Raw genomic sequence first — 16,538 nt, 5'->3', positions numbered from 1 at the left:
TGCATTTCTTGCATGAAATGGTTAGCATGCAGGTGGACCGACCTGAAAGCGACCCTAACTTGAAACCTGCCATCCTCGATGCGGCCGCAGAGCCGCTGGTAATTGTCTGCCGCAACTGCAATGCCACTGCCACCGGTAACTACTGCCACAACTGCGGCCAGGAGACGCGCCTGCATGCGCCGAGCCTGGGCGAATTCCTGCATGAATTCGTGGGCCACTACGTGGCGCTGGAGGGCAGGCTGTGGGGCACCATCGGACGCCTGCTGTTCCGGCCGGGCGCGCTGACCAATGAATACCTGGCGGGCCGCCGCCGCCGTTTCGTTGAGCCGCTGCGGCTCTATCTCTCGCTGAGCATTATCTTCTTTGCCCTGCTGAAGTTCAGCGGCATGGAACCGGTCCACATGGATGGCAAGGCCAAGATGGACAAGGAGAGCGTGGTCGCCCTGCACGGCGATGCCACGGAAGACGACGTGAAAATCGGCAAGGCGCTCGACCTGAAGAAGGACAAGTGGGGCACCGGTCAGCTGGGCAAGGTCATTGAGCGCTTCGACGGTCTCAGCCCGGACCAGAAGGCATCTGTCCTGAAGGATGGTTTCTACCGTTACGCGCCCTACGCGATGTTCCTGCTGATGCCGGTGTTTGCTTCCTATCTCAAGCTGCTATACCTGGGGAGCGGCCGGCGCTATGGCGAGCACCTGCTGTTCGCACTGCATACGAATTCCTTCGCCTTCGTCATCTTCGCCCTCCTGCTCTACCTGCCGGAAGGCTTCATGAAGGGCATGCTGTGGCTGTGGGTGATTGGCTACCTGCCCTGGGCCATGCGCCGCGTCTATAACAAGAGCCGCTTCGGCACCTTCTGGCGCTGGATGGTACTGGCCCTCCTGCACAGCATTTCGCTGGGCTTCGCGGTGTTGGGCGCCATGGCCATGGGCGTGGCGCTGGCGCATTAATCCATCGGTTTCGGCTGCCACAGTTCGATCTTGTTGCCATCGGGGTCGATGAACCAGCCGAAGCTGCCGTTCGGGTGGGATTCGGTCTCGCCCACCAGAGTAGCGCCGCCGCTCACCACCTGCTGCAGGGCGGCCGCCAGGTCGTCCACCATCAGGTTCAGCATGAAGCTCTGTTCCGACGGCGCGAAATACGTGGTGTCAGCCTTGAAGGCGCTGAACACGGTGGCCCCGCCGGGCGGCACGGTGTCGGTCTTGAAGACGGCGTAGCCCGCATCGCCGGGAATGCCCAGGTGGTCCTGGTACCAGCGCATCAGCGCCTTCGGGTCTTTCGATTTGAAGAAGATGCCGCCAACGCCCAATACCTTAGCCATGGTCCCTCCGGTGGTTGCCGCCCTTGCACAGTTGCATGAGCGGTACTATACTGTGTAAACATACAGTGATTGCGGTGCTTTGCCAAGTGGCGAGCGCGTAGCAATACGCCGCATTATGGGTTACCCTTCGGCGTGTCGCTACCCCCATCACCTGACGAGAGTTTTATGCCCGCCACGCATGCCATGTACAACACGATCGCACTGGTTGTCCGGCCGAACACCACGGGCATTGAAGAGTCTGTTTTAAGTGTGCTGAACTTCCTGCGCGAAGCGGGATACAGCGTGGTATTCGAAGCCGAAACGGCCGCCCACCTGAATATGGCGGACGTGCCGGCCATGAGCGCGGCGGGCATCGGCGAGAAATGCGATGTGGCCATCGTCATGGGCGGTGACGGCACCATGCTCGGCATCGCGCGCCAGCTGGCGCCTTTCGACGTGCCGCTGATCGGCATCAACCAGGGCCGCCTCGGCTTCATGACCGATATTCCGCTGGACGGCATGCTGCCGGTGCTGGACAAGATCCTGCGCGGCACGCACAAGGCCGAGCGCCGCACCCTGCTGGAAGGGCGCGTGCTGCGCGAAGGCAAGCCGATCCACTTCGGCCTGGCCGTGAACGACGTGGTGGTGGCGCGCGGCGCCGGCGCCGGCATGGTCGAGCTGCGGGTGGATGTGGACGAGCACTTCATGTACAACCAGCGTTCGGACGGCCTGATCGTGGCCACGCCCACCGGCTCCACGGCCTATGCGCTGTCGGCGGGCGGGCCGCTGCTGCATCCCACGCTGGGCGGCATCGTGCTGGTGCCGATCGCGCCGCATGCGCTGTCCAACCGTCCCATCGTGCTGCCGGATTCGAGCGAGATCGTGATCGAGGTGAACCGCGGGCGCGACATCACGCTCAACTTCGACATGCAGACCTTCGCCAGCCTGATGCCGCAGGACCGCATCCACATCCGCCGTTCGCCGCATGCCATCACCTTCCTGCATCCGGAAAACTGGAGCTATTACAACACCCTGCGCGAAAAGCTGCACTGGAACGAATATCCCTCCGGCGACGGAAAAATCTGACCACCATCTATGCTGAGAACACTGTCCATCCGCGACTTCGTCATTGTCGATTCCATTGAACTCGAATTCTCTGCAGGCTTCACGGTGTTCACCGGCGAGACCGGCGCCGGTAAATCCATCCTGATCGACGCGCTGACGCTGGCGCTGGGCGGGCGCGGCGACGCCTCGGTGGTGCGCGAAGGGGCGGCCAAGGCCGACATCACGGCCGATTTCGCGGTCACGCCGCAGGCCCAGGTCTGGCTGGCCGAGAACGAATTCGCCAGCGACGAAGGCGGCGCGCTGCTGCGCCGCGTGATCGACAACGCGGGCCGCTCCAAGGCCTTCATCAACGGCATCGCCGCCACGGCCGGGCAGCTGCGCGAACTGGGCGATTTGCTGGTCGATATCCACGGCCAGCACGCCCACCAGTCGCTGCTGAAAACCGACGCGCAGCGCGAGCTGCTGGACAACCAGTCCGGCGCCGACGTGAAGGAAGTGGGCGCGGCGTACAAGGCCTGGCGCGCGCTGGCGAAGCAGCTGGAAGAATTCGAAGCCAATGCGGCCAATGTGCTGCTGGAGCGCGAGCGCCTCGAATGGCAGGTGGGCGAGCTGGACAAGCTGGCGCCGAAAGCAGGGGAGTGGACCGAGATCGGCAACGAGCACAGCCGCCTGTCGCATGCGGCCAGCCTGCTGGAAGGCGCGCAGGAAGCGCTGGGTGTGATCTCCGAGTCGGACGACCACCCCATCGTCTCCCAGCTGTCGTCGCTGAACCTCAAGCTGGGCAAGCTGGTATCGGTGGACGCCGAGCTGCAGCCGGTGGTGGACCTGATCGAATCCGCGCGCATCCAGCTGCAGGAATCGGCCTATGCGCTGAACACCTACCTCGACAAGGTTGAACTGGACCCGGAGCGCCTGCGCCAGGTGGATGCGCGCATGGAAGCGCTGCACTCCACGGCACGCAAATTCCGCGTCGATCCGGAAGAGCTGCCGGCCGAGCACGCGAAACTGGCCGAAAAGCTCAGCCAGCTGGCTGACGCCACCGATATGGAAGGCCTGCGCAAGCAGGAAGAAAAGCTCAAAGCCGACTACATGAAGGTGGCGGGCAAGCTGAGCAAGGTGCGCGCGGCGGCAGCGAAGTCGCTGGGCGAGGCCGTTACGCAGGCCATGCAGGACCTGAGCATGACGGGCGGCCGGTTCGAGATTGCGCTGAATCCGGCCGAACCCGGCGCCAAAGGCCTGGAACAGGTGGAATTCATGGTGGCAGGCCACGCCGGCGTGGCCCCGCGTCCGCTGGCGAAGGTGGCATCGGGCGGCGAGCTGGCCCGCATCTCGCTGGCGATCTCGGTCATCACCTCGCACGCCACCACGGTACCCACGCTGATCTTCGACGAAGTGGACAGCGGCATCGGCGGCGGCGTAGCGGAGGTAGTGGGGCGCCTGCTGAAGCGGCTGGGGCAGGAGCGGCAGGTACTGTGCGTGACCCACCTGCCGCAGGTGGCGAGCCAGGCCAACAGCCATTTCCAGGTCGTGAAGGGCACGCTGGACAGCGGCAAAACCGCCTCCCGCATCGACATCCTCGACCCCAAAGCGCGCATCGAAGAAATCGCCCGCATGCTGGGCGGCCTCGAAATCACCGCCACCACCCGCAAACACGCCCGCGAGCTGCTGGCCTCGTAACATGACACCATGGGGTCAGGCACCGTGTGTCAGCTGACATCGGGTGCCTGACCCCACGGTGTCACAGCTATAATTGCCGGCTTACCCTCAGATCGATAAGAAGAATATGGCTTTTGCTAAGGAACCGCAGTATCAGCACGGAACGCCCAGCCGCAGCGCGGTGGTGCTGGTGAACCTGGGAACGCCGGATGAGCCAACCCGCAGCGCCGTGCGCCGTTACCTGAAACAGTTCCTGTCCGATCCGCGCGTGGTGGAGATTCCGCGCGCGATCTGGTGGTTCATCCTGCACGGCATTATCCTGCCCTTCCGCTCCGGCCAGTCGGCCAAAAAGTACCAGTCGATCTGGACGAAGGAGGGCTCGCCGCTCAAAGTCCATACGCAGGCCCAGGCCATGCTGCTGCGCGGCGCGCTCGGCGAACGCGGCCACTCCGAGATCATCGTGGCCATGGCCATGCGCTACGGCTCGCCCTCCCTGCCCGATGTGCTGGCCCGGCTCAAGGAAGACGGCTGCGACCGCATCGCCATCCTGCCCGCCTATCCGCAATATTCCGGCACCACTACCGGTTCGATCTGGGATGCCGTCTTCGCCCACTTCAAGCGTGTCCGCAACGTGCCCGAACTGCGCCTGGTCCGCGGCTATCACGACCACGAGGCCTATATCGATGCCCTGCGCGATGCCGTGCTGGCCCACTGGGATGCCAATGGCCGTCCCGAAAAGCTGGTGATGAGCTTCCACGGCGTGCCCAGGCGCACCCTGCTGCTGGGCGATCCTTACCACTGCGAGTGCCTGAAAACGGCCCGCCTGCTGGCAGCCAGGCTGAAATTGAACGAGGACCAGTACCTGGTCACTTTCCAGTCCCGCTTCGGCAAGGCGGAATGGCTGCAGCCCTATACGGCGCCGACCGTGCAGCAGCTGGCGCAAAGCGGCGTGCGCCGCGTGGACCTGATCTGCCCCGGCTTCACCAGCGACTGCCTGGAGACGCTGGAAGAAATCAATATGGAAGTGCGCCACGATTTCATGGCAGCGGGCGGCAAGGAGTTCCACTACATCCCCTGCCTGAACGAAAACCCGGCCTGGATCGCCGCCCTGGCGGAAATTGCCGAACAGAACATGATTGGCTGGCCGACCCTGATGACCTCGTCCCAGCGCGAGCTGCTCAAAAAAGAAGCAGAAGGCCAGCGCGAACGTGCGCTCGCCCGCGGCGCGCAGCAGTAATCTTGCACATTCAGCAGGCAGTGGCGATAATCAGCACTTGCCGCTGGCGAGTGCTAATTTGCTAAAATAGCCGGTCAGCGCAGGTATTCGCTATAGCAGATCCATGCCGTCGCCACGATAACCCAGGCGACGACGGTGGCTGTGAGAAATGGCAACTTCATAGAGGCGCTCCCGACAGTGGGTTCACTTTCAGTGTAGTCCCTGGCTTTCGCGCGCGTATCTCCAGGAAGGTAAATTTTGTAGCGAGTTTGTTACGCCTTGTATCAGCCGGCAGGCCGAAAGACCCTTGAAAAGATAGGGCCAAGTCCCATATTCGGCCAGTGCCGTAGTTTCACTCATCACAACAGTTATTAGTAGGAGTCACTTAGATGCAAGATCAGGAAAATCAGGCAGCACCTAATCCAGAGGAGGACCTGGCGTCCACCCCGCCTTCGACTCCCGCCGACCCCGCCACCCCCAGCCTCGAAGAACAGCTGAGCGCCACCGAGGCGAAACTCGCTGAAATGCACGACGCCTTCATGCGCGCCAAGGCCGAAGCGGACAATGTCCGCCGCCGCGCCCAGGAAGATGTGGCCAAGGCCCACAAATTCGCCGTCGAGAGCTTCGCCGAGGCCATGGTGCCGGTGAAGGACAGCCTGGAAATGGCCCTGAAGGTGGAAACCCCGACCATCGAGAACCTGAAGGAAGGTGTGGAAATGACGCTGAAACAGCTCACCGCCGCCTTCGAGAAGAACCGCCTGATGGAAGTCATGCCTGCTCCGGGCGAAAAACTCGACCCGAACAAGCACCAGGCCGTGGCCGTGGTGCCTTCCGAGCAGGAAGCGAATACCGTTGTTGCAGTTTTGCAAAAGGGGTACATGATTGCGGACCGCCTGCTGCGTCCCGCCATCGTGACGGCTGCCCAGCCGAAATAAAGCCGGTCTTGAAAACAAACCAGCTTTTCACCATATAAAAGAAATAGTTAAACCTACTTAAAGATTAAGGAAGAAAAATCATGGGCAAAATGATCGGTATTGACCTGGGCACGACCAACTCCTGCGTCGCCATCATGGAAAATGGCCAGCCTAAGGTCATCGAAAACGCGGAAGGCGCGCGCACCACGCCATCCATCATCGCTTACCAGGACGACGGCGAGATCCTCGTCGGCGCGCCGGCCAAGCGCCAGGCTGTGACCAATCCGAAGAACACCCTGTTCGCGGTGAAGCGCCTGATCGGCCGCAAGTTCACGGAAAAGGAAGTGCAGAAGGACATCGCCCTGATGCCTTACGAAATCACGCAGGCCGACAACGGCGACGCGTGGATCGGCGTGCGCGACAAAAAACTGGCGCCGCCACAGATCTCCGCCGAAGTGCTGCGCAAGATGAAGAAAACCGCTGAGGACTACCTCGGCGAAGAAGTGACCGAGGCCGTGATCACCGTGCCTGCCTACTTCAACGACTCGCAGCGCCAGGCGACCAAGGACGCCGGCCGTATCGCGGGCCTGGACGTGAAGCGCATCATCAACGAGCCAACCGCGGCTGCGCTGGCCTTCGGCCTGGACAAGACCGACAAGGGCGACCGCAAGATCGCCGTGTATGACCTGGGCGGCGGCACCTTCGACGTGTCCATCATCGAAATCGCGGACGTGGACGGCGAGAAGCAGTTCGAAGTGCTGTCCACCAACGGCGACACCTTCCTGGGCGGCGAAGACTTCGACCAGCGCGTGATCGACTACATCATTGACGAATTCAAGAAGATCAATGGCCTGGACCTGAAGAAGGACCCGATCGCGCTGCAGCGTATCAAGGCATCGGCCGAGCGCGCGAAGATCGAGCTGTCGTCCTCGCAGCAGACCGAGATCAACGAGCCGTACATCGCCATGGCGAACGGCGCGCCGGTCCACCTGAACCTGAAGATCACCCGCGCCAAGCTGGAATCGCTGGTGGAAGAGCTGGTCGAGAAAACCATCGAGCCATGCCGCATCGCCATCAAGGACGCCGGCATCAAGGTCTCCGACATCGACGACATCATCCTGGTCGGCGGCATGACCCGTATGCCTAAGGTGCAGGAAAAGGTGAAGGAGTTCTTCGGCAAGGATCCACGCAAGGACGTGAACCCTGACGAAGCCGTGGCCGTGGGCGCCGCGATCCAGGGCGCCGTGCTGTCGGGCGACCGCAAGGACCTGCTGCTGCTGGATGTGACCCCGCTGTCGCTGGGTATCGAAACCCTGGGCGGCGTGATGACCAAGATGATCCAGAAGAACACCACGATCCCGACCAAGTTCTCGCAGGTGTTCTCCACTGCGGACGACAACCAGCCTGCGGTGACCATCAAGGTCTATCAGGGCGAGCGCGAAATCGCCGCCGGCAACAAGGCGCTGGGCGAGTTCAACCTGGAAGGCATCCCGCCGGCAGCACGCGGCACGCCGCAGATCGAAGTGACCTTCGACATCGACGCCAACGGCATCCTGCACGTGGGCGCGAAGGACAAGGCCACCGGCAAGGAAAACAAGATCACCATCAAGGCGAACTCCGGCCTGTCCGAGGACGAGATCCAGAAGATGGTGAAGGACGCCGAGCTGAATGCGGAAGAAGACAAGAAGCTGAAGGAACTGGCCGAGTCGCGCAACCAGGCTGACGCGCTGGTGCACAGCACCCGCAAGTCCCTGACCGAGTACGGCGACAAGCTGGAAGGCGGCGAGAAGGAAAAGATCGAAGCAGCCATCAACGATCTGGAAGCCTCGCTGAAGACGGGCGACAAGGCGGAAATCGACGCAAAAGTGGCGGCCCTGTCCACCGCTTCCCAGAAGCTGGGCGAGAAGATGTATGCCGACATGCAGGCGCAGCAGGCCGGTGCGGCCGGCGGCGCCGAAGCTGGCGGCCCGCAAGGCGGCGCTTCGGAAGCGCGTCCGCAGCAGGACGACGTGGTCGATGCCGACTTCAAGGAAGTCAAGGACAGCAAGTAATCGGTCCACACCGGTCGGTTAAACTCTGACCTGCCGAGCGGGCGGCCGTATTGCACGGGGCTCGCTCGGCTTTTTCGCATAATCGGACACACAAGATGGCAAAGCGTGATTATTACGAGATCCTTGGGGTCGCCAAGAATTCGTCGGAAGACGAGCTGAAAAAGGCGTACCGCAAGCTCGCGATGAAATACCACCCGGACCGCAACCCGGACAACAAAGAGGCGGAAGAGAAGTTCAAGGAGGTCAAAGAGGCCTACGAGATGCTCACCAATCCGGAAAAGCGCGAAGCGTATGACCGCTATGGTCACGCCGGCGTGGACCCGAATATGGGCGGCGGCGGCGGCTTCGGCGCCGGTGGTTTCGGCGATGCGTTCGGCGACATCTTCGGCGATATCTTCGGCGGCGGCCGTGGCCGCAGCTCCGGCCCGCAGGTGTACCGCGGCGCCGACCTGCGCTACAACCTGGAGATCACGCTGGAACAGGCGGCCAACGGTTTCGACACCACGATCCGCGTGCCTTCCTGGGACAAGTGCGACACCTGCCACGGTTCCGGCGCCAAGCCGGGCACCTCGCCGGTCACTTGCTCCACTTGCGGCGGCCATGGCCAGGTGCGCATGCAGCAGGGCTTCTTCAGCATCCAGCAGACCTGCCCGAAATGCCACGGCACCGGCAAGATCATTCCGGAACCATGCCCATCGTGCTCCGGCCAGGGCCGCATCAAGCGCAACAAGACGCTGGAAGTGAAGATCCCGGTCGGTATCGACAACGGCATGCGCATCCGCTCGTCCGGCAACGGCGAGCCTGGCACCAATGGCGGACCGCCGGGCGACCTGTACGTGGAAATCCACATCAAGCCGCACGCGGTATTCCAGCGCGAAGGCGACGACCTGCATTGCGAAATGCCGATCTCCTTCGCCAAGGCAGCCCTGGGCGGCGAGATCGAGGTGCCCACGCTGTCCGGCAAGGTGTCCTTCACGGTGCCGGAAGGCACCCAGTCAGGCAAGACCTTCCGCCTGAAAGGCAAGGGCATCAAGGGCGTGCGCTCCGGCTATCCGGGCGACCTGTTCTGCCACGTGGCCGTTGAAACGCCGGTCAAGCTGACCGACAAGCAAAAAGAACTGCTGCGCGAATTCGACCGCTCCACCGTGGAAGGCGGTTCCAAGCACAGCCCGCAGTCCAAGACCTGGATGGATAAGGTGAAGGACTTCTTCGAGTAATCAGGTAAACTACCGCCTGATTTCAATCGGCCGCCGCTCTGCGGAAATGCAGACCGGCGGCCTCGCCACGTATGACGGGAGCAACATGAGCGATACCAAACTGCAGCACCTCCTCGACAACAACAAGCGCTGGGCCGCATCGATGACCCAGAAAGATCCGGATTACTTCAACCGCCTTGCGCAGCAGGCGTCGCCGGATTACCTGTGGATCGGCTGTTCCGACAGCCGCGTTCCAGCAAACGAACTGCTTGGCCTGCCGCCGGGCGAAGTCTTCGTGCACCGTAACATCGCCAACGTGGTGGTGCACTCGGACCTGAACTGCCTCTCCGTGCTGCAGTTCGCGATTGAGGTGCTGAAGATCAAGCACGTGATGATCGTGGGCCATTACGGCTGCAAGGGCGTGCACGCCGCGCTCACCAATACCCGTGTGGGCCTGGTCGACAACTGGCTGCGCCACGTGCAGGACGTGAGCCAGAAGCACGAACGCTATCTCGGCTCGGTGCTGGACGAGCGCGTGCGCAGCGAGAAGCTGTGCGAGCTGAATGTGGTGGAGCAGGTGGTGAACGTGTGCTCGACCACCATCGTGCAGGACGCCTGGGACCGCGGCCAGCAGCTCACGGTGCATGGCTGGGTGTATGGCCTGCGCGACGGCCAGCTGCAGGACCTGAACATGAACGTCAGCTCGGCTGCGGAATTGCAGCCGGTGCTGTCGCGCCGCCTCGAAACTTACTCGGCAGCCTGAGTCTTTTTACCGTCCAGCTGCTCGATCGTTGCGATTGAAGGCGCGCGCGTCTTTTGCAGACGCGCCGCCTGCTTCTCCGCCTCGCGGAACACGCGGATCAGGTTGGTGCCGGCCAGTTTTTTCAGGTCGGCATCGCTCCAGCCGCGGTCCATCAGTTCCGCAAACAGGGTCGGATACATCGACACATCCTCCAGGCCCGCCGGCATCGGGGCGCCGCCGTAGTCCGCGGCAAGGCCTACATGGTCCTTGCCCGCAATCTTCGCCACATGGTCGATATGGTCGGCCACCTGCTTTACTGTCGCCTTCGGCGCCTTGCCGTGCACGCGCACATATTCTTCCTGCGCTGCCTGGACGGCTGCCTTGTCGCTGCCGGCCGCCTTTGCTGCAGCCTGCAGGCCTTCCACCCACTTCATGGTTTCGGTTGATACGAATGACGGCACATAGGTCACCATGACGATGCCGCCGTTCTTTGGCACACTGGCCAGCACGTCATCCGGCACATTGCGCGGATGGTCGGTCAGCGCGCGTGCCGACGAGTGCGAGAAAATCACCGGCGCTTCCGAGGTGGCGATGGCATCGCGCATCACGTCAGCGCTCACGTGGCTCAGGTCCACCAGCATGCCGAGGCGGTTCATCTCGCGCACCACTTCCTTGCCGAAGGGCGTCAGGCCCTTGTGCTTAGGCGCATCCATTGCCGCATCGGCCCAGTCCAGCGTCACGTTGTGGGTCAGCGTAAGGTAGCGCGCGCCGAGCATGTAGTAGGCCCGCAGGGCGCCCAGGCTGTTCTCGATCATATGGCCGCCTTCGAGGCCGATCAGCGAGGCCACGCGCTTCTGCTTGAAGGCGCGCTCGATGTCGTCGGCGGAATACGCAGGCTGCAGCGCCTTCGGATATTTCGCAATCATGCGGCGCGTGAGCTCAAGCTGCTCCAGTCCCACCTTCGCCCAGCCCGACTTCAGCTCGCCGGGCACATACACCGCCCAGAACTGGCCGCTCAGGTGGCCCTTGTGCATGCGCGCGATATCCGTCTCATGCGGCATCGTGTGGTTCAGGTCATACGCGTCGATATCGTACGGCGGCTTGCCGTAGCTGGCGATAATGTAGGGCAGGTCATTGTGCCCATCGATCAGCGGCGTGGACGCCAGCAGCTTGTCAGCGCGCTGCAGCGAGGGCGATCCGGCGTGGGCGGGAAGGGCGAACAGGGTGGCGAGAAGGGACGAGAGCAGTGCGGTGCGGAAGGCCATGGGTATCTTTTTTGGAGGTTAAAGACGCAATCATTGTATCCCGCCTGAATTTCCGGTCTGCATTCCTTTTGCTGATGCATCCATAACCAATCGTATGGCCGCGGCGCTTAATGCCCTGCCTTGGAAAACACGTTCATGATGATGACGCCGGCGATGATGAGGGCAATGCCGATCAGTGCCGGCGCGTCCAGTTTCTGGCCGTAGACGAGCCATCCGACCAGGGTGATGAGGGCGATGCCGATGCCCGACCAGACGGCGTAGGTCACGCCCATGGGAATCACGCGCAAGGTGAGCGACAGGCAGTAGAAGGCGATGCCGTAGCCCGCAACGACGATGGCGGAAGGCCAGAATCTGGAAAACCCCTCGCTCGACTTGAGTGCGGAAGTTGCAATGGTTTCGGCCACAATGGCGATGCCGAGGATGAGCCACTTGTTCATTGAGTCAGTCCTGTTTTGTGCGCGCTTTCCACTCGTTCCAGTAGGCCTGGTTGGCGGCGGCGAGCTCCGTGAAGGAAACCAGCGCTCCCGAATCAAGGAAGAGATGCGCTTGTGCGTAGGACGCGGTCAGCGTGCCGGTGATGAAGTTGATGGTCACCGGCTCCTGCGCGTATTCCTCGCGCACCGATTCAGGACTGGCTGCGGCAATCGGGTAGAAGTCGCTGCGCGGCGAGTCCTTGTTCTCGCGGTATTCGAAGGCGGAACAGTGCGACAGGTCCACGCGGAAGCCGCTGCCGTCGTTGGGAAACTGCTGCCGCAGGTAGGACAGCGAAATCTCGATAGAGATCGTTCCCGGTACGTTCCCTGTAATGGACTCGACCCGGCCATTCTGGAGAATGTCCCACAACTCAGCTTTCATGCTTCCATCCCTGATTATTCTTTATGCGCGGCGCTTGGGAGTATGCAATGAACCAGGCGTTTTCACCAGACGGCGCGGGATGGAAATTGTGTAAATATTTGAAAGCGCGGCTCAAGGCCAATCGAGCTCGATCCAGGTCGGCGCGTGGTCGCTTGGCTTCTCCCTGCCGCGCACATCGCGGTCGACGCCGGCGGCCCGGAGCTTCGGCGCAATGGCTGGGCTGAGCAGCAGATGGTCGATGCGCAGCCCGGCATCGCGGCCGTAGGCGTTGCGGAAGTAGTCCCAGAAGGTGTAAATCTTCTCGCCCGGATGCATGGTGCGCAGCGCATCGGTCCAGCCTTGGGCCACCAGGCGGTGGAAGGCTTCGCGCGTCTCCGGGCGGAACAGGGCGTCGTCCACCCAGCGTTCCGGCTTGTACACATCGAGCTCGGTGGGCATCACGTTGTAGTCGCCCGCCATCACCACCGGCGCGCCGCTGGCAATCAGCTCCTGGCCGCGCAGGATCAGGCGTTCGAACCATTTGAGCTTGTAGTCGAACTTGGGACCGGGCGCCGGATTCCCGTTCGGCAGGTACAGGCAGCAAACCACCACACCGTTCACCACCGCCTCGATATAGCGGCTCTGCAGGTCTTCCGGATCGCCCGCCAGGCCGCGTCCCACTTCCTGCGGTTCCACGCCGCGCGCCAGTATCGCCACGCCGTTCCAGCTTTTCTGGCCGTGCCAGATCGGGTAATAGCCGGCGTCGCGGATGGCCTGCTCGGGGAATTTCTCCTGCGGCGCTTTCAGCTCCTGCAGGCAGGCCACGTCGGGCTGTTTTTCTTCCAGCCATTGGAGAAGTGCGGGCAGGCGGCTGGAAATGCCGTTGACGTTGAAGGTGGCGATCAGCATGGGGTCTCGCTATGTTGAAGTTTTCGCTATTGTGCCCTGAGCGCGACACGTTTGCTGCACGGCTGCCTGTCGTGGACAAATTACGATATACTGTGTATTCATACAGTATCGCGTGCAGCAATGGAGACAATCGACAAGCTGGAAATACTGGCGGATGCCGCCAAGTACGATGCTTCCTGCGCCAGCAGCGGCGCACCGAAACGCTCGTCGGAAGGCAAGGATGGCCTGGGCGCCAGCACCGGCATGGGCATCTGCCACAGCTACACGCCGGACGGCCGCTGCGTTTCGCTGCTGAAGATCCTGCTCACCAATTTCTGCATCTACGATTGCCAGTACTGCGTGAACCGCCGCACCTCCAACGTGCCGCGCGCCCGCTTCACGGTGCAGGAAGTAGTGAAGCTCACCATCGATTTCTACCTGCGCAATTACATCGATGGCCTCTTCCTCAGCTCCGGCATCATTCAGTCGGCTGACTACACGATGGAACAGCTGGTCGCCATCGCACGCGAGCTGCGCGAAGTGCACCAGTTCCGCGGCTACATTCACCTCAAGACGATTCCGGATGCCGACCCGGCCCTGATCGATGCGGCCGGCCGCTATGCCGACCGCCTGAGCGTGAACATCGAACTGCCAACGCAGAACAGCATCGAGCGCCTGGCGCCGGAAAAGAGCGTGCACACCATCAAGCTCGCGATGGGCAATATCCGCCTGAAGCTGGACGAGAAGGAGGCGGAACCGAAAGCGCCTGCCTTCGCGCCTGCTGGCCAGAGCACGCAGATGATCGTGGGCGCGGATGCCAGCGACGACCAGCGCATCCTCAGCACGGCCGAAACGCTGTATGGCAGCTACAAGCTGAAGCGCGTGTACTACTCGGCCTTCAGCCCCATTCCGCAAAGCCCGAAAAGCGTGCCGCTGGCGCCGCCACCCATGCTGCGCGAGCACCGCCTGTACCAGGCAGACTTCCTGCTGCGCAGTTACGGCTTCCAGGTCAGGGAGCTGCTGCCTGCATCGGGCAACCTCGCGCTGGATATCGACCCCAAGCTGGCCTGGGCGCTGGCGCACCGCGAGCACTTCCCGATGGACCTGAACCGCGCCGATGTAAGCATGATTGCGCGCGTGCCCGGCATCGGCCTGCGCAATGCCGCTCGCATTGTGGAGCTGCGCCGCATGCGGCAAGTACGCTATGCGGATCTGTCGCGCATGCGCTGCAGCATGAAGAAAATCGCACCCTTCATCGTCACGGCCGACTATTCGCCGGCGCGCGATACTACGCCATCCGAAACGCTGCGCCGCGCCATGGCTGACGTGCCGGAACAGATGCCCTTGTGGCCCGAGCTGCAGGCCGCATGAGCGCGGTGCTCGTCCGTTCCTTCGACGAGTGGCGCGCTGCAGCGCGCAGCCTGATCGTGCGCCGCGTGCCGCCTGAATCCGTACAATGGATTTCAGAGGAAGGCGGCGACCTGCTGAGCGGAGCCGCGGACGAATTGCCGCTGGCCCAGCCAGCTGCCGCGCCCCGCGTTCCGCGCAGGCTGATGGACATGCTGGAGAGCGCCGCCTGCTACCGCGCTGGCGACCGCTGGGCCTTCCTGTACCGCGTGCTGTGGCGCTGGCACCATGGCGAACAGGAGATTCTTTCGATGGCCGATGAAGATGGCGGACGCCTGCAGCAGATGGTGAAAGCCGTGCACCACGAAATCCACGATATGCATGCCTACCTGCGCTTCCGTGAACGGCCCGAAGCCGAAGGCGCGCCGCGTTTCGTGGCCTGGTTCGAGCCTGCACACGATGTGCTGCCGCAAGTGGCCCAGCATTTTGCGCAACGCATGGGCCGCATCAGCTGGATGATCGCCACGCCCGAAGCCTCGGTGCTGTGGGACGGCGCCACCATGCACAGCACCGGACCGCTGATGCGCAGCGCCGCCGATATCGACGATGCGGGCGAAAAGCTCTGGCTCACCTACTACCGCAGCATCTTCAATCCCGCCCGCCTGAATGCGGACATCATGCACGGCCATATCCGCTCGCGCTTCTGGAAAAACCTGCCGGAAGCCGCCGTGGTGCCGCAGATGGTGTCGCAGGCCGCGGCAGGCGCGCGCAAGGTGGGCCAGCTTGATACGGTGGGCAAGCGCAAGGGCGCCACGATCCCGATTGCGGCGGAAGACGCGCAGCCGGAACGCCAGCAACCCAGCACGCTCGATGAATGCCGCCGTTGCGACCTGTGGCAGAACGCCACCCAGGCCGTGGGCGGACAGGGTGCGCGGCGCGCCAAGGTGATGCTGCTGGGCGAGCAGCCGGGCGACCAGGAAGACCTGGCCGGCAAGCCTTTCGTCGGCCCGGCCGGGGAGTTGCTGGACAAGGCGATGGACCAGGCCGGCATGGACCGCCGCAAGGTCTACATCACCAACGCGGTGAAGCACTTCAAATGGGAGCCGCGCGGCAAGCGCCGCATGCACAAGACGCCCGGCCAGCGCGAAGTGATGGCCTGCCACTACTGGCTCGAAACGGAGCTGGAAACCATCGCGCCGGACGTGATCGTGGCGCTGGGCAGCACGGCGCTCAAGTCCATCCTGCAAAGCGGCAGCGTGAGCCTCAAGGACTATATGGGCGAGCCATTCCAGCATGAGGGCCGCTGGGTGGTGGCGACCTATCACCCGGCCTATGCGTTGCGCGTGCCCAGCCCGGAAGCGCGGGCGGAAGCGCTGGCAGCCATGGTGGGGGCCTTGCGCACCGCGCAGCGCCTGGCCGAAGGCGGCCCGCCGGACGCTATGCCCGCGTAAGCTGCGCGATCTGGCGGTCCTGCCAGCGCGACAGCAGGAGCAGGGCGCTGGCGCCGCCAATCAGGGCCATGAACATGTCCGACTGCGTATCCCACTGGTCGCCCTGGGTGCCGAGGAATTCGTCGGCGCCCTGGCCCAGCGCCACGGCCGCGCCCCATTCGATCAGCTCATAGCAGGCACTGACCGCCATCACCACGCAGAGGCACAGGAAGGCCAGCATGCGCAGCCCCTTCACATAAGCGCCGCGCAGCAGGATCTCGCGCGCCACCATCGCCGGGACAAAACCCTGGAAGAAGTGGCCGATGCGGTCGTAGGGATTGCGCGCCAGGCCCAGCATGTCCTGTAGCTGGAAGCCGAAGGGTACGCGCGCATACGTATAAGCGCCACCCACCATCAGCACGATGGCGTGCAGCAGGATCAGCACATACATCAGGTCGGTCAGCCGCAGGCGATGATAGCTTGCCGCCAGCAGGGGGAAGGCGATCAGCACCGGCGCCACCTCCATCCACCAGGTCGCCCGGTCGTAGGGCGCAGTACCCGACCATGCCAGCACGGCGAACATGATGGCTGCCAGCAGCAGGTGAAATGGTTTGATCCGGTCTTGCATGCGTAC

The 16,538-nt window shown here is 62.9% G+C and carries 16 protein-coding genes; 10 read left to right on the top strand and 6 right to left on the bottom strand.

Annotated elements, in window-relative coordinates:
- Positions 1–59 precede the first annotated feature (59 nt).
- A complete protein-coding gene (locus tag ACJRPG_RS17585; RefSeq protein ID WP_408001398.1) occupies positions 60–950 on the top strand; it encodes a DUF3667 domain-containing protein in 891 nt (296 codons plus the stop codon).
- Here the strand turns inward: ACJRPG_RS17585 and ACJRPG_RS17580 are convergent.
- Complete coding sequence (locus ACJRPG_RS17580; RefSeq protein WP_408001397.1) at positions 947–1,321, bottom strand: VOC family protein; 375 nt, start codon at positions 1,319–1,321, stop codon at positions 947–949. The two genes, ACJRPG_RS17585 and ACJRPG_RS17580, sit on opposite strands and share 4 nt — an antisense overlap.
- Positions 1,322–1,486: 165 nt before the next feature.
- On the opposite strand from ACJRPG_RS17580, the gene ACJRPG_RS17575 reads away from it, so the two are divergent.
- The 7 genes from ACJRPG_RS17575 to can all read left to right on the top strand — a co-directional run bounded on the left by ACJRPG_RS17575 (position 1,487) and on the right by can (position 10,161).
- A complete protein-coding gene (locus ACJRPG_RS17575; protein ID WP_408001396.1) occupies positions 1,487–2,386 on the top strand; it encodes an NAD kinase in 900 nt (299 codons plus the stop codon).
- A 9-nt stretch (positions 2,387–2,395) separates the two neighbouring features.
- The gene (recN, locus tag ACJRPG_RS17570) at positions 2,396–4,042 is read left to right on the top strand and encodes a DNA repair protein RecN (protein ID WP_408001395.1); all 1,647 of its coding nucleotides are present in this window, start codon (positions 2,396–2,398) and stop codon (positions 4,040–4,042) included.
- 106 nt (positions 4,043–4,148) lie between these two features.
- The gene (gene hemH / locus ACJRPG_RS17565; RefSeq protein WP_408001394.1) at positions 4,149–5,258 is read left to right on the top strand and encodes a ferrochelatase; all 1,110 of its coding nucleotides are present in this window, start codon (positions 4,149–4,151) and stop codon (positions 5,256–5,258) included.
- Between the two features lie 368 nt (positions 5,259–5,626).
- Positions 5,627–6,172 carry a nucleotide exchange factor GrpE gene (gene grpE, locus ACJRPG_RS17560; protein WP_408001393.1) on the top strand — a complete coding sequence of 182 codons (546 nt, stop codon included), beginning with the start codon at positions 5,627–5,629 and terminating at the stop codon, positions 6,170–6,172.
- Between the two features lie 80 nt (positions 6,173–6,252).
- Positions 6,253–8,202, top strand: coding sequence for a molecular chaperone DnaK (dnaK, locus tag ACJRPG_RS17555; protein WP_408001392.1), 1,950 nt, complete (start codon positions 6,253–6,255; stop codon positions 8,200–8,202).
- A gap of 95 nt (positions 8,203–8,297) precedes the next feature.
- Positions 8,298–9,419 carry a molecular chaperone DnaJ gene (gene dnaJ / locus ACJRPG_RS17550; protein WP_408001391.1) on the top strand — a complete coding sequence of 374 codons (1,122 nt, stop codon included), beginning with the start codon at positions 8,298–8,300 and terminating at the stop codon, positions 9,417–9,419.
- An 85-nt stretch (positions 9,420–9,504) separates the two neighbouring features.
- Complete coding sequence (can, locus tag ACJRPG_RS17545) at positions 9,505–10,161, top strand: carbonate dehydratase (protein WP_408001390.1); 657 nt, start codon at positions 9,505–9,507, stop codon at positions 10,159–10,161.
- On the opposite strand, the gene ACJRPG_RS17540 is transcribed toward can, so the two are convergent.
- From ACJRPG_RS17540 to xth, 4 genes are all read right to left on the bottom strand, one after another.
- Positions 10,146–11,405 carry a dipeptidase gene (locus ACJRPG_RS17540; RefSeq protein ID WP_408001389.1) on the bottom strand — a complete coding sequence of 420 codons (1,260 nt, stop codon included), beginning with the start codon at positions 11,403–11,405 and terminating at the stop codon, positions 10,146–10,148. The two genes, can and ACJRPG_RS17540, sit on opposite strands and share 16 nt — an antisense overlap.
- 107 nt (positions 11,406–11,512) lie before the next feature.
- The gene (locus tag ACJRPG_RS17535) at positions 11,513–11,842 is read right to left on the bottom strand and encodes a DMT family transporter (protein WP_408001388.1); all 330 of its coding nucleotides are present in this window, start codon (positions 11,840–11,842) and stop codon (positions 11,513–11,515) included.
- A gap of 4 nt (positions 11,843–11,846) precedes the next feature.
- Positions 11,847–12,260 (bottom strand): hypothetical protein, encoded by a 414-nt coding sequence (locus ACJRPG_RS17530; RefSeq protein WP_408001387.1) that lies wholly within the window; start codon positions 12,258–12,260, stop codon positions 11,847–11,849.
- Positions 12,261–12,371: 111 nt separating this feature from the next.
- Positions 12,372–13,148 carry an exodeoxyribonuclease III gene (gene xth / locus ACJRPG_RS17525; protein ID WP_408001386.1) on the bottom strand — a complete coding sequence of 259 codons (777 nt, stop codon included), beginning with the start codon at positions 13,146–13,148 and terminating at the stop codon, positions 12,372–12,374.
- A gap of 120 nt (positions 13,149–13,268) precedes the next feature.
- On the opposite strand from xth, the gene ACJRPG_RS17520 reads away from it, so the two are divergent.
- A complete protein-coding gene (locus tag ACJRPG_RS17520; protein ID WP_408001385.1) occupies positions 13,269–14,498 on the top strand; it encodes a putative DNA modification/repair radical SAM protein in 1,230 nt (409 codons plus the stop codon).
- Positions 14,495–15,925: a UdgX family uracil-DNA binding protein gene (locus tag ACJRPG_RS17515; RefSeq protein WP_408001384.1), complete on the top strand. Its 1,431-nt coding sequence runs from the start codon at positions 14,495–14,497 to the stop codon at positions 15,923–15,925. The genes ACJRPG_RS17520 and ACJRPG_RS17515 overlap by 4 nt, the downstream gene beginning before the upstream one ends.
- Here the strand turns inward: ACJRPG_RS17515 and ACJRPG_RS17510 are convergent.
- Positions 15,912–16,532, bottom strand: a complete 621-nt coding sequence (locus ACJRPG_RS17510; protein WP_408001383.1) for a DUF2238 domain-containing protein — start codon at positions 16,530–16,532, stop codon at positions 15,912–15,914. The two genes, ACJRPG_RS17515 and ACJRPG_RS17510, sit on opposite strands and share 14 nt — an antisense overlap.
- Positions 16,533–16,538 lie beyond the last annotated feature (6 nt).

Source organism: Pseudoduganella rhizocola, from assembly GCF_045984285.3.
In the GTDB taxonomy this organism is placed as follows: Bacteria; Pseudomonadota; Gammaproteobacteria; order Burkholderiales; family Burkholderiaceae_D; genus Rugamonas.
This window is presented reverse-complemented; position numbering and strand designations above follow the sequence as displayed.